16 protein-coding genes and 2 tRNA genes are annotated in these 16,355 nt (G+C 71.3%); 10 read left to right on the top strand and 8 right to left on the bottom strand.

Annotation, left to right across the window (positions count from 1 at the left end; translation table 11 throughout):
- From AC5L36_RS20320 to AC5L36_RS20300, 5 genes are all read left to right on the top strand, one after another.
- Complete coding sequence (locus AC5L36_RS20320) at positions 1 to 1,530, top strand: CYTH and CHAD domain-containing protein (RefSeq protein ID WP_441215212.1); 1,530 nt, start codon at positions 1 to 3, stop codon at positions 1,528 to 1,530.
- The gene (locus tag AC5L36_RS20315) at positions 1,518 to 2,408 is read left to right on the top strand and encodes an NUDIX hydrolase (protein ID WP_441215211.1); all 891 of its coding nucleotides are present in this window, start codon (positions 1,518 to 1,520) and stop codon (positions 2,406 to 2,408) included. The genes AC5L36_RS20320 and AC5L36_RS20315 overlap by 13 nt, the downstream gene beginning before the upstream one ends.
- A gap of 556 nt (positions 2,409 to 2,964) precedes the next feature.
- Positions 2,965 to 4,086 carry a sensor histidine kinase gene (locus AC5L36_RS20310; RefSeq protein ID WP_441215210.1) on the top strand — a complete coding sequence of 374 codons (1,122 nt, stop codon included), beginning with the start codon at positions 2,965 to 2,967 and terminating at the stop codon, positions 4,084 to 4,086.
- Position 4,087: 1 nt separating this feature from the next.
- Positions 4,088 to 4,795 carry a response regulator gene (locus tag AC5L36_RS20305; RefSeq protein ID WP_441215416.1) on the top strand — a complete coding sequence of 236 codons (708 nt, stop codon included), beginning with the start codon at positions 4,088 to 4,090 and terminating at the stop codon, positions 4,793 to 4,795.
- A gap of 125 nt (positions 4,796 to 4,920) precedes the next feature.
- Entirely contained in the window at positions 4,921 to 7,005 is a 2,085-nt protein-coding gene (locus AC5L36_RS20300) for an MMPL family transporter (protein ID WP_441215209.1), read from the top strand.
- 54 nt (positions 7,006 to 7,059) lie between these two features.
- Here the strand turns inward: AC5L36_RS20300 and AC5L36_RS20295 are convergent, their stop codons facing one another.
- The 3 genes from AC5L36_RS20295 to leuC form a co-directional block, all read right to left on the bottom strand.
- Complete coding sequence (locus AC5L36_RS20295) at positions 7,060 to 7,554, bottom strand: HU family DNA-binding protein (protein WP_441215208.1); 495 nt, start codon at positions 7,552 to 7,554, stop codon at positions 7,060 to 7,062.
- Positions 7,555 to 7,731: 177 nt separating this feature from the next.
- Positions 7,732 to 8,319: a 3-isopropylmalate dehydratase small subunit gene (gene leuD / locus AC5L36_RS20290; RefSeq protein WP_441215207.1), complete on the bottom strand. Its 588-nt coding sequence runs from the start codon at positions 8,317 to 8,319 to the stop codon at positions 7,732 to 7,734.
- A gap of 15 nt (positions 8,320 to 8,334) precedes the next feature.
- The gene (gene leuC / locus AC5L36_RS20285) at positions 8,335 to 9,783 is read right to left on the bottom strand and encodes a 3-isopropylmalate dehydratase large subunit (RefSeq protein ID WP_441215206.1); all 1,449 of its coding nucleotides are present in this window, start codon (positions 9,781 to 9,783) and stop codon (positions 8,335 to 8,337) included.
- A 49-nt stretch (positions 9,784 to 9,832) separates the two neighbouring features.
- Between leuC and AC5L36_RS20280 the strand changes: the two genes are divergently transcribed.
- The 3 genes from AC5L36_RS20280 (at position 9,833) to AC5L36_RS20270 (ending at position 11,730) form a co-directional block, all read left to right on the top strand.
- Entirely contained in the window at positions 9,833 to 10,519 is a 687-nt protein-coding gene (locus AC5L36_RS20280; protein WP_173056033.1) for an IclR family transcriptional regulator, read from the top strand.
- 150 nt (positions 10,520 to 10,669) lie between these two features.
- Entirely contained in the window at positions 10,670 to 11,269 is a 600-nt protein-coding gene (locus tag AC5L36_RS20275) for a MarR family transcriptional regulator (protein WP_441215205.1), read from the top strand.
- A complete protein-coding gene (locus tag AC5L36_RS20270; protein ID WP_441215204.1) occupies positions 11,266 to 11,730 on the top strand; it encodes a hypothetical protein in 465 nt (154 codons plus the stop codon). Before AC5L36_RS20275 ends, AC5L36_RS20270 begins: the two co-directional genes overlap by 4 nt.
- A 68-nt stretch (positions 11,731 to 11,798) precedes the next feature.
- Here the strand turns inward: AC5L36_RS20270 and AC5L36_RS20265 are convergent.
- The 3 genes from AC5L36_RS20265 to AC5L36_RS20255 all read right to left on the bottom strand — a co-directional run bounded on the left by AC5L36_RS20265 (position 11,799) and on the right by AC5L36_RS20255 (position 12,888).
- A tRNA-Glu gene (locus tag AC5L36_RS20265) sits at positions 11,799 to 11,871 on the bottom strand.
- An 88-nt stretch (positions 11,872 to 11,959) separates the two neighbouring features.
- Positions 11,960 to 12,031, bottom strand: a tRNA-Gln gene (locus AC5L36_RS20260).
- 80 nt (positions 12,032 to 12,111) lie between these two features.
- Positions 12,112 to 12,888 (bottom strand): fumarylacetoacetate hydrolase family protein, encoded by a 777-nt coding sequence (locus tag AC5L36_RS20255; protein WP_441215203.1) that lies wholly within the window; start codon positions 12,886 to 12,888, stop codon positions 12,112 to 12,114.
- Positions 12,889 to 12,911: 23 nt separating this feature from the next.
- Between AC5L36_RS20255 and AC5L36_RS20250 the strand changes: the two genes are divergently transcribed.
- Positions 12,912 to 13,751, top strand: a complete 840-nt coding sequence (locus AC5L36_RS20250; RefSeq protein WP_441215202.1) for a 3-methyladenine DNA glycosylase — start codon at positions 12,912 to 12,914, stop codon at positions 13,749 to 13,751.
- Here the strand turns inward: AC5L36_RS20250 and arfB are convergent.
- Together arfB and AC5L36_RS20240 are read right to left on the bottom strand one after the other, a co-directional pair.
- Positions 13,714 to 14,145, bottom strand: coding sequence for an alternative ribosome rescue aminoacyl-tRNA hydrolase ArfB (arfB, locus tag AC5L36_RS20245; protein ID WP_441215201.1), 432 nt, complete (start codon positions 14,143 to 14,145; stop codon positions 13,714 to 13,716). The two genes, AC5L36_RS20250 and arfB, sit on opposite strands and share 38 nt — an antisense overlap.
- 413 nt (positions 14,146 to 14,558) lie before the next feature.
- Entirely contained in the window at positions 14,559 to 15,224 is a 666-nt protein-coding gene (locus tag AC5L36_RS20240; protein ID WP_441215200.1) for a hypothetical protein, read from the bottom strand.
- 119 nt (positions 15,225 to 15,343) lie between these two features.
- Between AC5L36_RS20240 and AC5L36_RS20235 the strand changes: the two genes are divergently transcribed.
- On the top strand, positions 15,344 to 16,348 hold the full coding sequence (locus AC5L36_RS20235; RefSeq protein ID WP_441215199.1) for a pectate lyase family protein: 1,005 nt from the start codon (positions 15,344 to 15,346) through the stop codon (positions 16,346 to 16,348).
- The last annotated feature ends 7 nt before the right edge of the window (positions 16,349 to 16,355 follow it).

Below are 16,355 nucleotides of genomic sequence, written 5' to 3'. Positions count from 1 at the left end.
ATGCTGGAGGAGGAACGCAAGTACGAGGTGGAGCCGCGCTTCACGATGCCAGATCTGACCCCGTGCCTGCCCTCCGGCGGCAGGGTCGACGAGCGGCCGCCGGTGACCCTCACCGCCACCTATTACGACGCCCCCGATCTGCGCCTGGCCCGCGCGGGTGTCTCGCTGCGCCACCGCAAGGGCGACGCCGAGCCGTGGACGGTCAAGCTGCCCGCCGACACCCCCGGTGTGCGGCACGAGATCTCCCGGGGCGGCGGGCCCGGCACGCCACCGGCCGACCTGCTCGCACTGGTCACCGCGTACTCGCGGGGTGACGAGCTGGAGCCGGCCGCGGTGGTGCGCACGGTCCGCCGGGCGTACGAGGTGCGCGACGACAACGACCGCCTGCTCGTCGAGATCGCCGACGACGCGGTCTCGGTGCTCGACGGCCGCAAGGTGACGTCGAAGTTCCGCGAGATCGAGGTGGAGCGCAAGGGCGGCGGCCGCAAGCTGCTCGACCGCATCGAAGAGGCGCTGCGCGACGCCGGGGCGGTGGCCGGCGGGTTCACCCCCAAGCACGTGCGCGCGCTCGGCGACGCGGCGGCCGGCCCGCCCGACCTCGTGCGCGCCGGCGAGCTGCCGCGCAAGCCGCGGGCCGGCGAGGTGGTCACCGCCGCCATCCGCAAGGGCATCGACCGCGTGCTCACCCACGACCCGCTGGTCCGGCTGCGCGCCCCGGTCGGCGACAACGACACGGCGGTACACCAGATGCGAGTCGGCTGCCGGCGGCTGCGCAGCGACCTCAAGACGTTCGGCCCGCTGGTCGACAGCTCGTGGGCCAAGCCGCTGCGCGACGAGCTGGGCTGGGTGGCCGGGCTGCTCGGTGGCGCCCGCGACGCGGAGGTGATGCGCGCCCGGCTGCGCCGCACGGCCTCCGCCGACCCGCTCAGCCCGCCCGACGAGGCGTCCGTCGCGCGGATCGACGCCGACCTGGCCGCCCGCCACGAGGAGGCGCTCGTCGCGCTCGAGGAAGGGCTCCGCTCCGACCGGTACGCGAAGCTCGTCGACAGCCTCGTCTCCGCCGCCCGCGAGCCGCACCTCACCCCGCTGGCCCGCGAGCGCGCGGTCGACGTGCTGCCCAAGCTCGTGTCCCGGCCGTGGCGCATGTTCGCCCTCGGTGCCAAGGGCGTCGACGGCGCGGCCGACCTCGACCCGTACGCGCCGGACGAGCAGTGGCACGCGGTGCGCATCAACGGCAAGCGCGCCCGGTACGCCGTGGAGGCCGTCGCCGGCGTGCTCGGCGGCGCGGCGCCGGAGCTGGCCAAGGCACTCGCCGGCGTGCAGGATCTGCTCGGCGAGCACCAGGACGCCGCGACGGCCGCCGAGACGTGGCTCTCCATCGCACTGTCCGACCCCGACGACCACTCCCTCGCGGTGACCGCGGGCCGGCTCTTCGAACGCGAGCGCACCGCCATCCGCACGGTCCGCGCCGAGTTTCCCGAAGCCTGGCGGAAGGCGGCGAAACCGCGGATGACAGATTGGCTTCCGTAGGCCCGATCCGGGCCGCCGGCGGTGTCGTCTGGCGGACCGGCAAACGCGGCGGCGTCGAGGTGTGCCTCGTACACCGGCCGCGCTACGACGACTGGTCGCTGCCCAAGGGCAAGCTGCACAGCCGCGAGCATCCGCTCGCCGCCGCCGTGCGCGAGGTGGCGGAGGAGACCGGGATACACGGGCGGCCGCAGGTGCGCCTCCCGTCGGTGCGCTACCGCCGTGACGGGCAGCCGAAGGTGGTCGACTACTGGTCGATGCGGGCGCTCTCGGTGGCGCGCTTCTCCCCCAACTCCGAGGTCGACCGGCTCCGCTGGGTCTCACCGGAGGCGGCCGCGCGCACCGTGACGTACGGGCACGACGCCAGCGTGCTGCGCCACTTCGCGAACCTGCCCCGGGTCACCGCGGTGATCGCGCTGGTGCGGCACGGGCTGGCCGGCAAGCGGGGCACCTGGAGCGGTCCCGACAGCGCCCGCCCACTGGACGCGGCCGGTCGCGCGCAGGCGCGGGCGCTCAGCCCGCTGCTGGCCCAGGCGGCGCCGGAGCTGATCCTTTCCGCCACCGCCCGCCGGTGCACGCAGACGCTCGAGCCGCTGGCCGCCCGCCTCGACCTGCCGATCGAGGTCGACTCCGTGTTCGACGAGCCCAAGCCCGGCCAGGACCCGGCCGACGTCGCGGCCGCTGCCGCCGCCCGCCTCGCGGAGCTGGCCGTCGCCGGCGAGTCGGTGGCCGTGTGCAGCCAGGGCAAGGTGATCCCGCCGGCCCTCGCCCGCCTGTCCGGGCTGGGCTCCGCGAAGGCCTGGGCCACCCCGAAGGGCACCGGCTGGCTGCTGGCCTTCGCCGGCACGCACCTGGCCGGCGCGGACCGGTTGACCCTCTAGAGACCTTTCGGAGTCAGGGTTCGCGAGGGCGGCCACAATGCACGGTCAAATCCGAGACAGGAATTTTCCCAGGTCCGCGTCAGCTGGAGACCGTATGCTCCCGCGGGCACCGCTCCCGGCCGGCGGCTCGCGGGGCGAGCCGAAACCCCCGGCCGTCCACTGCCAGCTCCGCGGGACAAGCCCGACCACCGCCAGCATCCTGACACAGCGTCACCAGCTACGGGGTCAGGCGTTGGATCTAGAACGCTTAGGGTTGAAATAGCGCCCAAACTCTCCAAGATCTCGCACCGGACACCGTTCACGCCACCGCGGCGGTTACTCGCGGTGACGGCGCATCTGTCCGGTCTGTTGCCCGCCGCTTCGGCACGGGGCATTGGGGACAAACGAACCACGCGCGGGGTGAGCGTGACCAGCGGCGGACGGGTGAGGCCGCGGGAGCAGCGGTCTGGACCACGACGGACATCGCGGTAGCCCAGAATCGGTCTGAGAGTGCGCCTCGCTCCCAGGAGGGAGGCGCGGTATCCCCGCAGCGGGTGATACTTCGACCGTGGATTGGGTGAGGGCGCTTCGCGAGCGCACGGCCGCGGTGCCGCCACACATCGTGGACGTGGGCGTCGCGCTGCTCTGCTACCTGCTCATGGCGGTCTCGTCCGGTAACCACAACAACGCGCGGCCGATCGTGCTGCTGCTGGTCGCCGTGGCGACGCTCCCGCTCGTCTGGCGGCGCCGGTGGCCGCTCCCGGTGACGGCGGTCTGCGGCGCGGGCACGGTGACCCTCACGTTCCTCGACGGGTTGGGCGACATGCCCTACAGCCAGCTCGTCGCCACGTACACGTTCGCCGCCTTCAGCGGGCCACTGAGCCGGCTCGTCGGCGTGGCCGGCACGGCGGTCGGCATCGGCGTCTCGTTCCTCGGCCACGACGAAAAGCTCGCCCAGCTGCCGGTCGTCGCGCTGGTCTTCCTCGGCGCCTACGCGCTGGGCACCGGCACCCGGGCCCGCCACGACCGCATCGCGCTGCTCGAAGAGCGCAACCGGCGCCACGCCGAGGAGCGGGAGGCGGCCGCGGCCCGCGAGCGCGAGCGGATCGCCCGTGACATGCACGACATCCTCGCCCACTCGATCAGCCTCATCGCCGTGCAGGCCGAGGCCGGTCCGGTGCTCGTGCGCTCCGACCCATCCCGCGCCGAGCGGGTCTTCGACACCATCGGGGAGACCGCGCGCGAGACGCTGACCCAGCTGCGCCGCACCCTCGGGATGCTGCGGGGTGAGGCCGGCACGCGAGCCCCGCAGCCCGATCTCGACGGCCTCGCCGCCCTGGCCGACCGCGCGCGCGAGGCGGGCCTCGCGGTGGCGCTGGAGGAGCGCGGCGAAAAGCGGCCGCTCCCGCCGGAGCTGGGGCTCGCCGCCTACCGCGTGGTGCAGGAGTCGCTGACCAACGTGGTGCGGCACGCCAGCGCCAAGCGGGTGTGGATCCGCCTCGACTGGGCCTCCGACCAGCTGGGCGTGGAGGTGCGCGACGACGGCCGGGGCCCGTCCGCGGGTGCCGGCGGCGGTCACGGCATCGTCGGCATGCGCGAACGGGTCGGTGCGGTCGGTGGCGCGCTGCGCACGGGGCCGGGGCCCGGCGGCACCGGCTTCCAGGTCAACGCGACGCTGCCGGTCCAGGCGCATGGCTGATCTGATCCGGGTCCTCGTCGTCGACGACCAGGCGCTGGTGCGCGACGGCTTCAGTGTGATCCTGGACGCCCAGCCGGACATCGCCGTGGTCGGAGAGGCCGGAGATGGCGAAGAGGCCGTCAGCGCGGCGCTGGCGCTGCGCCCGGACGTCGTCCTGATGGACGTCCGCATGCCGCGGCTCGACGGCATCGGCGCCACTACGCGCATCTGCGCCGAGACCGACGCGCGGGTGCTGGTGCTGACCACGTTCGACGTCGACGAGTACGTGTACGACGCGCTGCACGCCGGCGCCAGCGGCTTCCTGCTCAAGGACATGCGCCGCGACGAGCTCGTGGCGGCGGTACGCACGATCGCGGCCGGCGAGGCGCTGCTCGCGCCGACCGTCACTCGCCGCCTGATCGCCGAGATGGTGCACCGCGAGCGGTCCGCGCCGGCCGGGCGGCGGCCCGAGGGGCGGCTGTCCGCGCTGACCGCGCGCGAGACCGACACGCTGCGCCTGGTGGCCCGCGGCCTCTCCAACGCGGAGATCGCCGCCGAGATGTTCGTCACCGAGCACACCGTCAAGACACACGTCAGCAACCTGCTCACCAAGCTCGGCCTGCGCGACAGGGTGCAGGCGGTGGTCCTCGCGTACGAGTCGGGGCTCGTCGTGCCTGGCACTGGGCTGGCTCAACCCGGAGCTGGACGCGAAGCGACCAGCCCGGACTGAGCCGGCCGGGCCGAAGCGAGCGAAGCGAGCCAGCAAGCTGAGTGCATCTCCGTCTCAGGACTGAGCCGCGACTCCACTCCTGTCGGCGATCCGCCCAAAGGGGTACCCGGACGAGCATCGGCACCATGCTCACCTCAGTCACAGGATTCGCGATCCGGCGCCCACGCATCGTCCTGGCGGCCTGGATTCTCGTACTCGTCGCCGGCTTCGGCATCGGCGTCGGCGTCTTCGGGCGCCTCACCGGCGAGATCAGCTCTGGCTCGGGCACCGAGTCGGCGCGCGGCCACGACCGCATCGCCGCCGCGGGCCCGGAGCGGTCCGCCATCACCGCGGTCGTACACGGCAAGCCGGCCGGCGATCCGACGGTGCGATCGCAGCTCGACGCCGCGATCGCCGACGTGCGCACGATCCCCGGCGTCGTCGAGGTGAGCCCGCCCCAGCCGTCCACGCGCACCGGCGAGGCACTGATCCTCGACGTCACGCTCGCGTCGGACGACGAGAGCGCCGCGGCGGAGGCGGCGGCCGCCCGGCTGCACGAGATCTCCGCCGCGCAGGTCGCGGTCTCGGGCGGCCCGCTCCTCGACGAGGAGTACAACGCGCAGGCACAGGAAGACGTGCAGCGCGCCGAGATGCTGACCACACCCGTCGTGCTCGTCCTGCTGCTGCTCATCTTCGGCGGGCTGATCGCGGCCGGGCTGCCACTGCTGATCGCGGTGGCCGGCGTGGGGGGCACGTTCGGCATCCTCTACGGCTTCTCGGAAGTCACCGACGTCTCCGTGTACGCCATCCAGGTCACCACGATGATGGCGGTGGGCCTCGGTGTGGACTACGCGCTGCTGATGGTGAACCGCTTCCGCGAGGAACGCGCGGTCGACCCGGACGTACGCGGCGCCGTGACCCGGACGGCCGCGAGCGCCGGCCGCACCGTGTTCTTCGCCGGCCTCACCGTCGCGATCGCGCTCGCCGGTCTCGTGGTCTTCTCCGACCCGTTCCTGCGCTCGATGGGCTTCGCCGGCATGGCCGTCGTCCTCGTCGACATGCTCGCCGCGCTCACGCTGCTACCCGCGTTGCTGGTTTTGCTGGGACGCCGGATCAAGCCGGCCAAGCGGCGGGCGGGCGGCGGCTTCTTCGCCCGCGTGGCGCGCGGTGTGCAGCGCCGCCCGCTCATGACGATGGTCGTGACCGCCGCCGCGCTGCTCTTCGTCGCGCTGCCCGCACTCGATCTGCGGCTCGGCGTCGGCGACCCGCGCATGCTGCCGGCGGACTCCGGCCCGCGCCAGCTCTACGATGCGCTCGCGACGCACTACCCGGAGGGGAACGCGCCGGATCCGATCGAGGCGGTGGCCGCCGTACCGTCGACGGATCCCGGCATCGCCGTGCTACGCGACCGGATCGGCGGCGTGGACGGCATCGCGCGTGTCGAAGCGGTTCCCGCCGGCCCTGACCTCACGGTGCTCAACGCATACCCGGTCGACATCACCCCGTCGGACAGTACGAAGGAAGCGGTGACCGCGATCCGCGACCTGCCCGCGCCGTTCGAGGTGTTGGTGACCGGCGACGCCGCCAACCTCGTCGACTACGAGGCGATGCTCGTCGACCGGGCGCCGTGGGCGATCGGCGTGGTGGTGCTCGGCACGCTGCTGCTGCTGTTCGCCTTCACCGGCTCGGTGCTGCTGCCGCTCAAGGCCGTGCTCACCAACATGCTCAGCATCGGCGCCGCGCTCGGCGTGGTGGTGTGGGTGTTCCAGGAGGGCAACCTGGCCGGCGTCTTCGACACCACGGGTCTGGGATATCTCAACCTGACCGTCCCGGTACTCGTCGCGGCGATCGCGTTCGGCCTGTCGGTCGACTACGAGGTCTTCCTGCTCTCCCGCATCCGCGAGCGGTGGCTGGCCGGCGTACCCGCGGATCGCGCGGTGGCGGAGGGGATCCAGCGCACCGGGCGCATCATCACCTCGGCGGCGCTGCTGCTCATGGTGGTGTTCGCCGGGTTCCTGCTCGGCGGCTTCGTACCCATCAAGGGAATCGGCCTGGGGCTGGTGCTCGCCGTCGCGCTCGACGCGACCGTGGTGCGGATGCTGTTGGTGCCGGCCACGATGACGATCCTCGGCCGGTACAACTTCTGGGCGCCGGGCCCGCTGCGCCGCCTGCACAAGCGGATCGAGGTGGCCGAGGAGGCGCCCGCGCCGAAGGAGCCCTTGCTCGTTTGATCCAGACAAGAAGAAGGGCACCCGGTTCGCCGGGTGCCCTTCTTCGTTGCTTGCTTAGCGCGCCTTGCGGGCCGGCGCCTTCTTGGCGGGGGCCTTCTTGGCCGCCGCGCTCGTGCGGGCGGTGGTGCTCTTGGTCGCGGCCTTCTTGGCGGGGGCGGCCTTCTTGGTCGCCGTAGCCTTGGCGGGGGCCGCGGCCTTCTTGGTGGCCGTGGTGGCCTTGGCGGTGGCGGCCTTCGTGGCGGTGGTCTTCTTGGCGGCGGCCACCTTCGGCACCCGGCCGCTGGCAACCATCTCCTTGAAGCCGGCGCCGGCGCGGAAGGCCGGGACCGAGGTCTTCTTCACCTTCACCGCTTCGCCGGTGCGCGGGTTGCGTGCTGTTCGCGCGCCACGGACCCGCTTCTCGAAGACGCCGAAACCGGTGATCGCCACCCGGTCGCCCTTTGTGACAGCCTGCTGGACTTCTGCCAGCACCGCGTCGAGCGCCGCCGTCGCCGCCTTCTTGTCCCCCAAGCGGGCGGCGAGCGCCTCGATGAGCTCGGCCTTGTTCACGTTTTCCCTCCCGTACTTAACTTCGGACTCAACTCGAGCCCATTCTGCGCGCACGGTATGCCCTTTGCCCAGTCTGAGCAAACATCCACGCGAAAAAAGCCGTTGTGTCGTAACGGATTCGCCCCTGTCGGATGATCCGACAGGGGCGAAAACGGCCAGGTGCGGGCTACCGCGTGGCTATGAAACCGCTGGCAGGAAGGGCAGTCGACGCTCTTCGTAGGCCGTGATGGCGTCCTCGTGGCGCAGCGTCAGTCCAATGTCGTCCAACCCCTCCATCAGCCGCCAGCGGCTGAAATCGTCGAGGGGAAAGGACCAGATGCTGTCGCCGGCCCGTACCTGCCGCGCCATCAGGTCTATCGTGACCTGCGCGGTCGGGTCACTCTCGACGAGATCCCACAGCGCTTCCACAGCCTTGAGTTCGAGCTCGACGGGCAGCAGCCCCTGCTTCAAGGCGTTGCCCCGGAAGATGTCCCCGAAGCGCGGCGAGACCACCGCGCGGAAACCGTAGTCGAGCAACGCCCACACGGCGTGCTCGCGCGACGACCCAGTGCCGAACTCGGTGCCGGCCACCAGGATCGAGGCACCTGCGTAGGCCGGGTTGTTGAGCACGAAGGCCGGATCCTCACGCCAGGCGCTGAACAGCCCGTCCTCGAAGCCCGTGCGGGTCACGCGCTTGAGGTACACGGCGGGGATGATCTGGTCGGTATCCACGTTGGACCGGCGCAGCGGGAGGGCGGTGCCGGTGTGCACGGTGAACTTCTCCATGAATGAACTCACGCCCTAGTTCAGGTCGGCGGGCGCGGCGAGGCGGCCCACGACGGCGGTTGCGGCGGCGACCGGGGGTGAGACGAGGTGGGTACGCCCACCGCGGCCCTGCCGGCCCTCGAAGTTGCGGTTGGAGGTGGACGCCGAGCGCTCACCGGGCTTGAGCGTGTCCGGGTTCATGCCGAGGCACATGGAGCAGCCGGCGAACCGCCACTCCGCGCCCGCTTCCGTGAACACCTTGTCCAGCCCTTCGTGCTCGGCCGCCTCGCGCACCGCCGCGGAACCGGGCACCACGAGCATGCGCACGCCGTCGGCGACCTTGTGGCCGCGCAGCACGTCGGCCGCGGCACGCAGGTCTTCCAGCCGGCCGTTGGTGCACGAGCCGACGAAGACCACGTCCACCGGGATGTCGCGCAGGCGCGTGCCCGGCTCCAACGCCATGTACTCCAAGGCGCGGCGGGCGGCCGAACGCTCGACCTCCTCGACGAACTCCTCCGGGTCCGGCACGGCGCCGTCGAGCGCGACGCCCTGCCCCGGGTTGGTGCCCCACGTGACGAACGGGTTGATCTGCGCGGCGTCCAGCACCACCTCGGTGTCGAACGTGGCGCCCTCGTCGGTCGCGAGGCTCTGCCAGTGCGCGACGGCCGCGTCCCACGCCTCGCCCCGCGGCGCGTTGGGGCGCCCCTTCAGGTAGGCGAAGGTGGTCTCGTCCGGCGCGATCATCCCGGCCTTGGCGCCCCACTCGATCGACATGTTGCAAATCGTCATGCGGCCTTCCATGGAAAGCGCGCGGATGGCTTCGCCGCGGTACTCCACCACGTGGCCGCGCCCGCCGCCGGTGCCGACCTTGGCGATCAGCGCCAGCACCAGATCCTTGGCCGTGACACCAGGCCCGAGCGCGCCCTCGACCGTCACCGCCATCGTCTTGGGACGCGCCTGCGGCAGCGTCTGCGTGGCGAGCACGTGCTCGACCTCACTCGTGCCGATGCCGAACGCCAGCGCGCCGAACGCGCCGTGCGTCGCGGTGTGCGAGTCGCCACACACGATCGTGAGACCGGGCTGGGTAAGGCCGAGCTGCGGGCCGATCACGTGCACGATGCCCTGCTGCGCGTCGCCCAGCGGGTGCAGCTTGACGCCGAACTCGGCGCAGTTGCGGCGCAGCGTCTCGATCTGCGTGCGCGACGTGGGGTCGGCGATGGTCAGCAGGTCGCCGCGGCGGCTGTTGAACGACGGATCCGCGTACCCGGTCGGGGTGTTGTGGTCTTCCGTCGCGAGCGTGAGATCCGTGCGCCGGACGGGCCGCCCGGCCATCCGCAGGCCGTCGAACGCCTGCGGGCTGGTCACTTCGTGAAGCAAGTGAAGGTCGATGAACAGCAGATCCGGCTCACCCGCGGCGGATCGCACCACGTGGGCGTCCCACACCTTCTCGGCGAGGGTCCTTGGTTTCTGCGTGTCTCCCACCATCTGGACATCCTAAATTCTGGGAGGTATGTTTCGGCTTGTGGGACACAGTATGAGCGGTGTCGGCGTTCTCGACAAGGCGGTGGTCATCCTCGCGGCCTGTGTCGACGGCGCCAGCCTGGCCGAACTCGTCGAGCGCACCAAGCTGCCGCGGGCCACCGCGCACCGGCTGGCGCAGGCGCTGGAAATCCACCGGATGCTGGTGCGCGACACCCAGGGCCGGTGGCGTCCGGGCCCACGCCTGGGCGAGCTCGCCAACGCCGCGCCGGACGTGCTGCTGACCGCCGCCGAGCCCCTCCTCGCCGCGCTGCGCGACGCCACCGGCGAGAGCGCACAGCTTTACCTGCGCCGTGCCGACGAGCGCATCTGCGTGGGCGCGGCCGAGCGCGCCAGCGGCCTGCGCGACACCGTGCCGGTGGGCGCCGTGCTCCCGATGACGGCCGGCTCCGCGGCACAGGTCCTGCTCGCCTGGGAGCCGCCCGAGGCCGTGATGCCGCTGCTGCCCCGCTGCAAGTTCACCGGCCGCACGCTCGCCGAGGTGCGGCGGCGCGGGTGGGCGCAGAGCGTCGCCGAGCGCGAGGCCGGCGTGGCAAGCGTTTCCGCCCCGATCCGCGACCGCACCGGCCGGGTCATCGCCGCGATCAGCGTCTCCGGCCCGATCGAGCGCCTCGGCCGCCGCCCAGGCGACCGCCACGCGATGGCGGTGGTCCGCGCCGGCCAGCGCCTGAGCGGCCTGTAGAAAGGCATCCGCGGTCGCTCCGGCCCGGATCCCCGCCACCACAAGGGATTTGAGCTACCGCGACGTCCGCCGTGGTCCAGACCGCTGCTCCCGCGGCCTCACCCATCCGCTGTTGTCACCGACAAACACTTGCACATCCTGCAAGCTACAATGCAGGATGTGCAAGCACGGTCGCAGCTGCTGCCCATCCTGCGCTCGCCGCTCGTCGGGGAGTTGCTGGCCTGGGTCTATCTTCACCCTGACGACGCGTGCTCCGTGACCGACCTGGCCAGGCGGTTCGCGATATCGCAGTCGACCGTGAGCCGCGAAGCTGACCGCCTCGTGTCGGCCGGCCTCATCCGGGAAGTGCGCCGCGGCAACCTGAGACTCCTCCAGGCAAACCTTGACAGCCCTCTCACCGGGCCGCTGACGGAGCTGCTGACCCTGACGTACGGGCCCGCGTCGGTGCTCGGCGACCTCCTCCAGCATGTCGATGGCATCACCGAGGCGTACATCTACGGCTCCTGGGCCGCGCGTTACACCGGAGAGCCCGGCCCACTCCCCCGCGACATCGACGTGCTCGTCGTGGGCACCGCGGACGAGGACGACCTCTTCGACGCCGCACGCAAGGCCGAGCAGCGATTGGGACGCGAGGTCAACGTCCATCGCGTCAGTGCCAAGGCATGGCGTAACTCGCCCCGTGACCCTTTCCTCACGGCAGTACGATCGCGCCCGCGCTTCTCCATCGACCTGGCAGGAGACCAACCGTGAGGTGGCAGCAGGGCCGCGAGGCACTCGACGGCATGATCGCTCGTCGAGAGCTGGAGCGGATACCAGCCAGCCGGGACCACGCCGATCTCCTCCTGGCTCAGGCGCGCCGGCACCTGGACTCCAGCCAGATCATCGGTCAAACCGACCCGGCGGGCGCTTACCAGCTGCTGTACGACGCCGCCCGCAAGGCCCTCGCCGCCGTGCTGGAAAACCAAGGACTTCGGGCGACGAGCCGAGGCGGCCACATCGCGGTGCGGGAGGCCGTCACGGCGCAGCTCGACCCGCCGTTGGGAAGCATCTTCCGTCCGTTCGACCGGCTGCGCCGCCGGCGAAACCAGGCCGAGTATCCGTCCGCCGAGGGACCCGGGTTCACCGCCGACGAGGTCGCTCGCGACCTGCCCAAGGTGCGCGAGATCGTGGCGGCCGTCGACAAGGTGCTCGACCAGATGAGCCCATACTGAGCCTCGTCCAGACGCCTTTCGTGCAAAACGAAACAGGTCCGCACCCGAAGATGCGGACCGCTGCACTGTAGCCCCGATGGGATTCGAACCCACGCTACCGCCTTGAGAGGGCGGCGTCCTAGGCCGCTAGACGACGGGGCCAAGACCTTCTTTGCTCCGCTGCCCTTCCGGACAACGGTGCTGAACTCTACCAGAGGACCAGCACCGGCGCCTTCGCGGACATCGGCTGCTGGGGTACCAGGACTCGAACCTAGACTAACTGAACCAGAATCAGTTGGGCTGCCAATTACCCCATACCCCATCGGCGCCTGCCCATCGGACGGCACCGAGGGGGAACTCTACCCGACCGCACCGCCGCCGCCCAAATCGACCCGCACGGGCTCAGTCGAGGGCCACGACCGGGTTGGCCAGGTCACCGATCCCCTCGACGCGGACCACCACGGTGTCGCCGGCCGTGATGGGGCTCACGCCGGCTGGCGTGCCGGTCAGGATCACGTCGCCGGGCAGGAGCGTCATGACGTGCGACACGTACGAGACGAGCGTGGGCACGTCGAAGATCAGGTCCTTGGTGCGGCCGAGCTGGCGGACCTCCTCGTTGACCTCGCAGCGCACCTCGAGGTCGCTCACGTCGAGGCCGGTGCTGATCCACGGGCCCAGTGGGCAGAACGAGTCGAAGCCCTTCGCGCGGGTGAACTGCACGTCGGCCTTCTGGAGGTCGCGGGCGGTGACGTCGTTCGCGCAGGTGTACCCGAAGATGGCGCGCTCGGCGGCCGCGCGGTCGGCCCGCCGTGCGCCCGGCGGGCCGATGACCACCGCCAGCTCGGCCTCGTGCTCGACCTGCTTGGACTGGGCCGGGAGCCGGATCGCGTCGCGCGGGCCGATCACCGCGGTGGAGGGCTTGAGGAAGAGCAACGGCTCCTTCGGCACCTCGTTGCCCAACTCGGCGGCGTGCTCGGCATAGTTTCGCCCCACGCACACCACCTTGCTCGGCAGGATCGGCGAGAGCAGCCGCACGTCGGCGAGCGCCCAGCGCTGGCTGGTGAACGAGATCTGCCCGAACGGGTGGCCGTCGATCTCGGCGACCGTCAGCCCGTCCGGGTCGCCCTCCACGACGCCGAACGACATCCCGCCGGCATGAACGAAACGAGCGATACGCACAACCGCCAACCTACCCTGGACGGATGCCGGTCCTGGACGCCACCGAGTGGCACGCGCGCCGCGCCGCCCACGAGGCGCGCGTCGACGCGTGGCTGGCCCCGCACCTGGCCCGCCGGCAGGCCGGCGAAAAGCATCCGGTCGAAGACTTCCTCTTCACGTACTACTCGTTTCGCCCCGCCCAGCTGCGCCGCTGGCACCCCGGCGCCGGCGTGATCCTGGCGGGCGGCGAGCCGGACAAGGACTACGTCGAGACCGCCGGCGGGGTGATGCTCGACCCGACGATCGCGAAACGCAAGTCGACCGAGTGGATCGCCACGCTGCTCCGAAACACGGCCGGTAGACCGGCCCAGTTCGGGTGCTTCGGCATGCACGAGTGGGCGATGGTCTACCGCGCCGAGGGCGTGCGCCACGAGCAGGTGCCGCTGCGCCTCTCGCCCGCCGAGACGGCGCGCGTGGTGGACGCCAACAGAGTGCGGTGCAGCCATTTCGACGCGTTCCGCTTCTTCACGCCGGCCGCCCGCCCGCTCAACCGGCTCCAGCCGACCCGCGAGGGCCAGCACGACAACGAGCAGCCGGGCTGCCTGCACGCCAACATGGACCTCTACAAGTGGGCGTACAAGCTGTCACCGCTCGTCGAGAGCGAGCTGGTCGCGGACGCCTTCGCGCTGGCTCGCGACATCCGGGCGCTGGACATGCGGGCCAGCCCCTACGACCTGGCCCACCTCGGCTACGAGCCGGTCCGGGTGGAGACGGCCGAGGGCCGGCACGAGTACGCGCGGGCGCAGCGCGCCTTCGCCGAGCGGGCCGCCCCGCTGCGCGCCCGCCTCATTGCTGCCCTCGATCGAGTCGCCGGCCCTTCTTGAGCTCGGAGCGGCGGCGCTTTTCGTCCAGGCGCCGCTGCTTGGCCGCACGGCTCGGCTTGGTCTGCCGGCGCGGCGGCGGTGGCGGCGCGATCGCCGCGCGCAGCAGCGCGACCAGCCGCTCCCGCGCGGCCTCCCGGTTGGCCAGCTGCGCCCGGTATTCGCTCGCCGCGATCGTGAGCACCCCGTCGACGAGCCGCCCGGCCAACCGGGCCACCGCGCGGGCGCGCAGGTCGGGCGGGATCGTGGGCGAGCCGGCCACGTCGAACGAGAGCTCCACCCGGCTGTCGGCCGTGTTGACGCCCTGCCCGCCCGGGCCCGAGGAGCGGGAGAAGCGCTCGCGGAGCTCGCCGCCCGGGATCAGCAGCCGATCGGTCACACGCAGGTCGTCAGGCACAGGCTCAGAGGCCTTTCGGATGCGGGGGTTGGGCGCCGGTCGTGATGGTTTCCACGCTGATTTTCCCACGTCGGCGTCAGTTGTAGACCGTATGCTCCCGCGGGCACCGCTCCGGTCGGTGTTTCGGCATCGCTGGCGCTCGCCGAAACCCCGACGCTCCGCTGCCGGGTCCGCGTTCCAAGGACACAGGTGGAGACCTCCGCGGCCCGCTGCGGCTGGCTATCTCAGCTGACCGACCCTGGGGTGTCCACTCCAGGGGAGCAGAGCAAACGCGCCTCGCGCACACCCACCTGGCCGGCCCGCGAGGGTCGGCGGGGTCGGCGCGACCAACAGCGGACGGGTGAGGCCGCGGGAGCGACGGTCTAGGCCACGACGGACATCGCGGTAGCTCACGTCTTTGTCTGGAATCTTGGCTAGTTGAGCGCGTTCACCGCTCGCGCGATGACCAGGACCACGATGAGGAACGACGTGCACGCCTGCACGGTCATCGCGAGCTTGGCCCAGCGGGCGAGCGGCATCGTGTCCGTCGGGCTGAACGCGGTGGAGTTGGTGAACGCCAGGTAGAAGTAGTCGACGTAGAGCGGGCGCCACTCGTTGTGGGTGAGCTCCGGCGTGGTCATCTGCGGGAAGAGGAACTCCGGGGTGATCTTCCGGGCGTTGGCGCGGGCGGCGGGTCCACCGCGGTCGGTGAGCCAGTACCAGACCGAGAAGACGATCACGTTGGTGAGCCAGATGACGGCGCCGCTGAGCAGCACGTTGCCAGGATCCTCGTGCTGGCCGCGGACCAGCACCAGCACCAGGCGGCCGGTGGACCAGAGCAGGGCGACCGTCGCCACGCACACCAGCGCGATGCCCAGCATCCGCAGCGCGGTCGACTCGCGGTCGAGCCGGAACGGGTTGACGACAAGCACGCCGAGCAGCAGGGCGACCTCGACGGCGGGCAGCAGCCACTTCGGGTCGAATGCCAGCTCCTGCGGGGTGAGAAACTGGAGCACGATGGCGAACGCGATCGCCAGCGCGACCGGCCCGCGGTGTTCCACCTGGTGGGGCCGCTTCCAGGCCGGGGGCTGATCACTCACGCGTCCATTGTGTACGCGATGACCGATTGACAACCCTGGTACGGCTTCCTATCGTGATTGGAAAGCGCTTTCCAGGTCCGAGGGTCTGCCACCTCTCCCCACGAAAGGCAGACCTCCGCATGCTCCGACCGACCCTCGCCGCCGTGCTCGTCGCGGCCGGCCTCACCGCCGTCGCGCCGCCGGCGCCCGCACAAGCGGCCGACAGCGCCCCGATCGGCTTCGCGGCCGTCAACGCGCTCGGTCAGAACGGCACCACCGGCGGCGCCGGTGGGCCTACCGTCACGGCCACCACCACGGCGCAGTTCCTCGACTACATCGCCCGGCCCGGCCCGTACGTCATCCAGGTCACCGGCACCATCACGCTGCCCACCGGCAGCAGCGACGGCATGCACAACGTGACCTCGGACAAGACCATCCTCGGCGTCGGCGCGAACGCCCGGCTCGTGGGCGGTGGCCTCAACATCGGCGTGCCGGTCGACGACGACGTGACGACCCCGCCGGCGAACGCCGTGCACAACGTGATCATCCGCAACATCGCGCTGACCGGCGCGACGGACGACCTCATCAACGTGCAGATGTTCAGCCACCACGTGTGGATCGACCACAACGACCTGTCGAACGGCGACGACGGCGCGGTGGACATCAAGCGCGGCTCGGACTACGTCACGGTCTCCTGGAACCGCTTCCACGACCACGACAAGACATCGCTGGTGGGGCACGACGACGACAACGCCGCGCAGGACGTCGGCCGGCTCCGTGTCACCTACCACCACAACTTCTTCGACGGCTCGGACCAGCGCAACCCGCGTGTGCGCTTCTCCCCGCTGGTGCACGTCTACAACAACTACTACGACGACCCGAGCTACGGCATCGCGTCGACAATGGACTCCGGGCTGTGGGTCGAGGGCAACTACTTCTACAGCGTCAACAACCCGGCACGGGTGGACTTCAGCGGTGACCTCGGCCGCCTTGTGCAGCGCGACAACATCCTCGTCGCCTGCAACCACGCCATCGAGGTACGCGGCTCCGTGCCCGATCCGCGCACCTACTACCCGTACACGGCGGATCCCGCCTCCAGCGTCCCCACGACCGTCCCGGCCGGCGCCGGCGTCGGAAAGATCTGAGGTGCCC

It is taken from the genome of Phytohabitans sp. LZ39 (assembly GCF_059359075.1).
The sequence above is the reverse complement of the archived record's forward strand: the minus strand, read 5'-3'. Positions and strand labels throughout refer to the sequence as shown.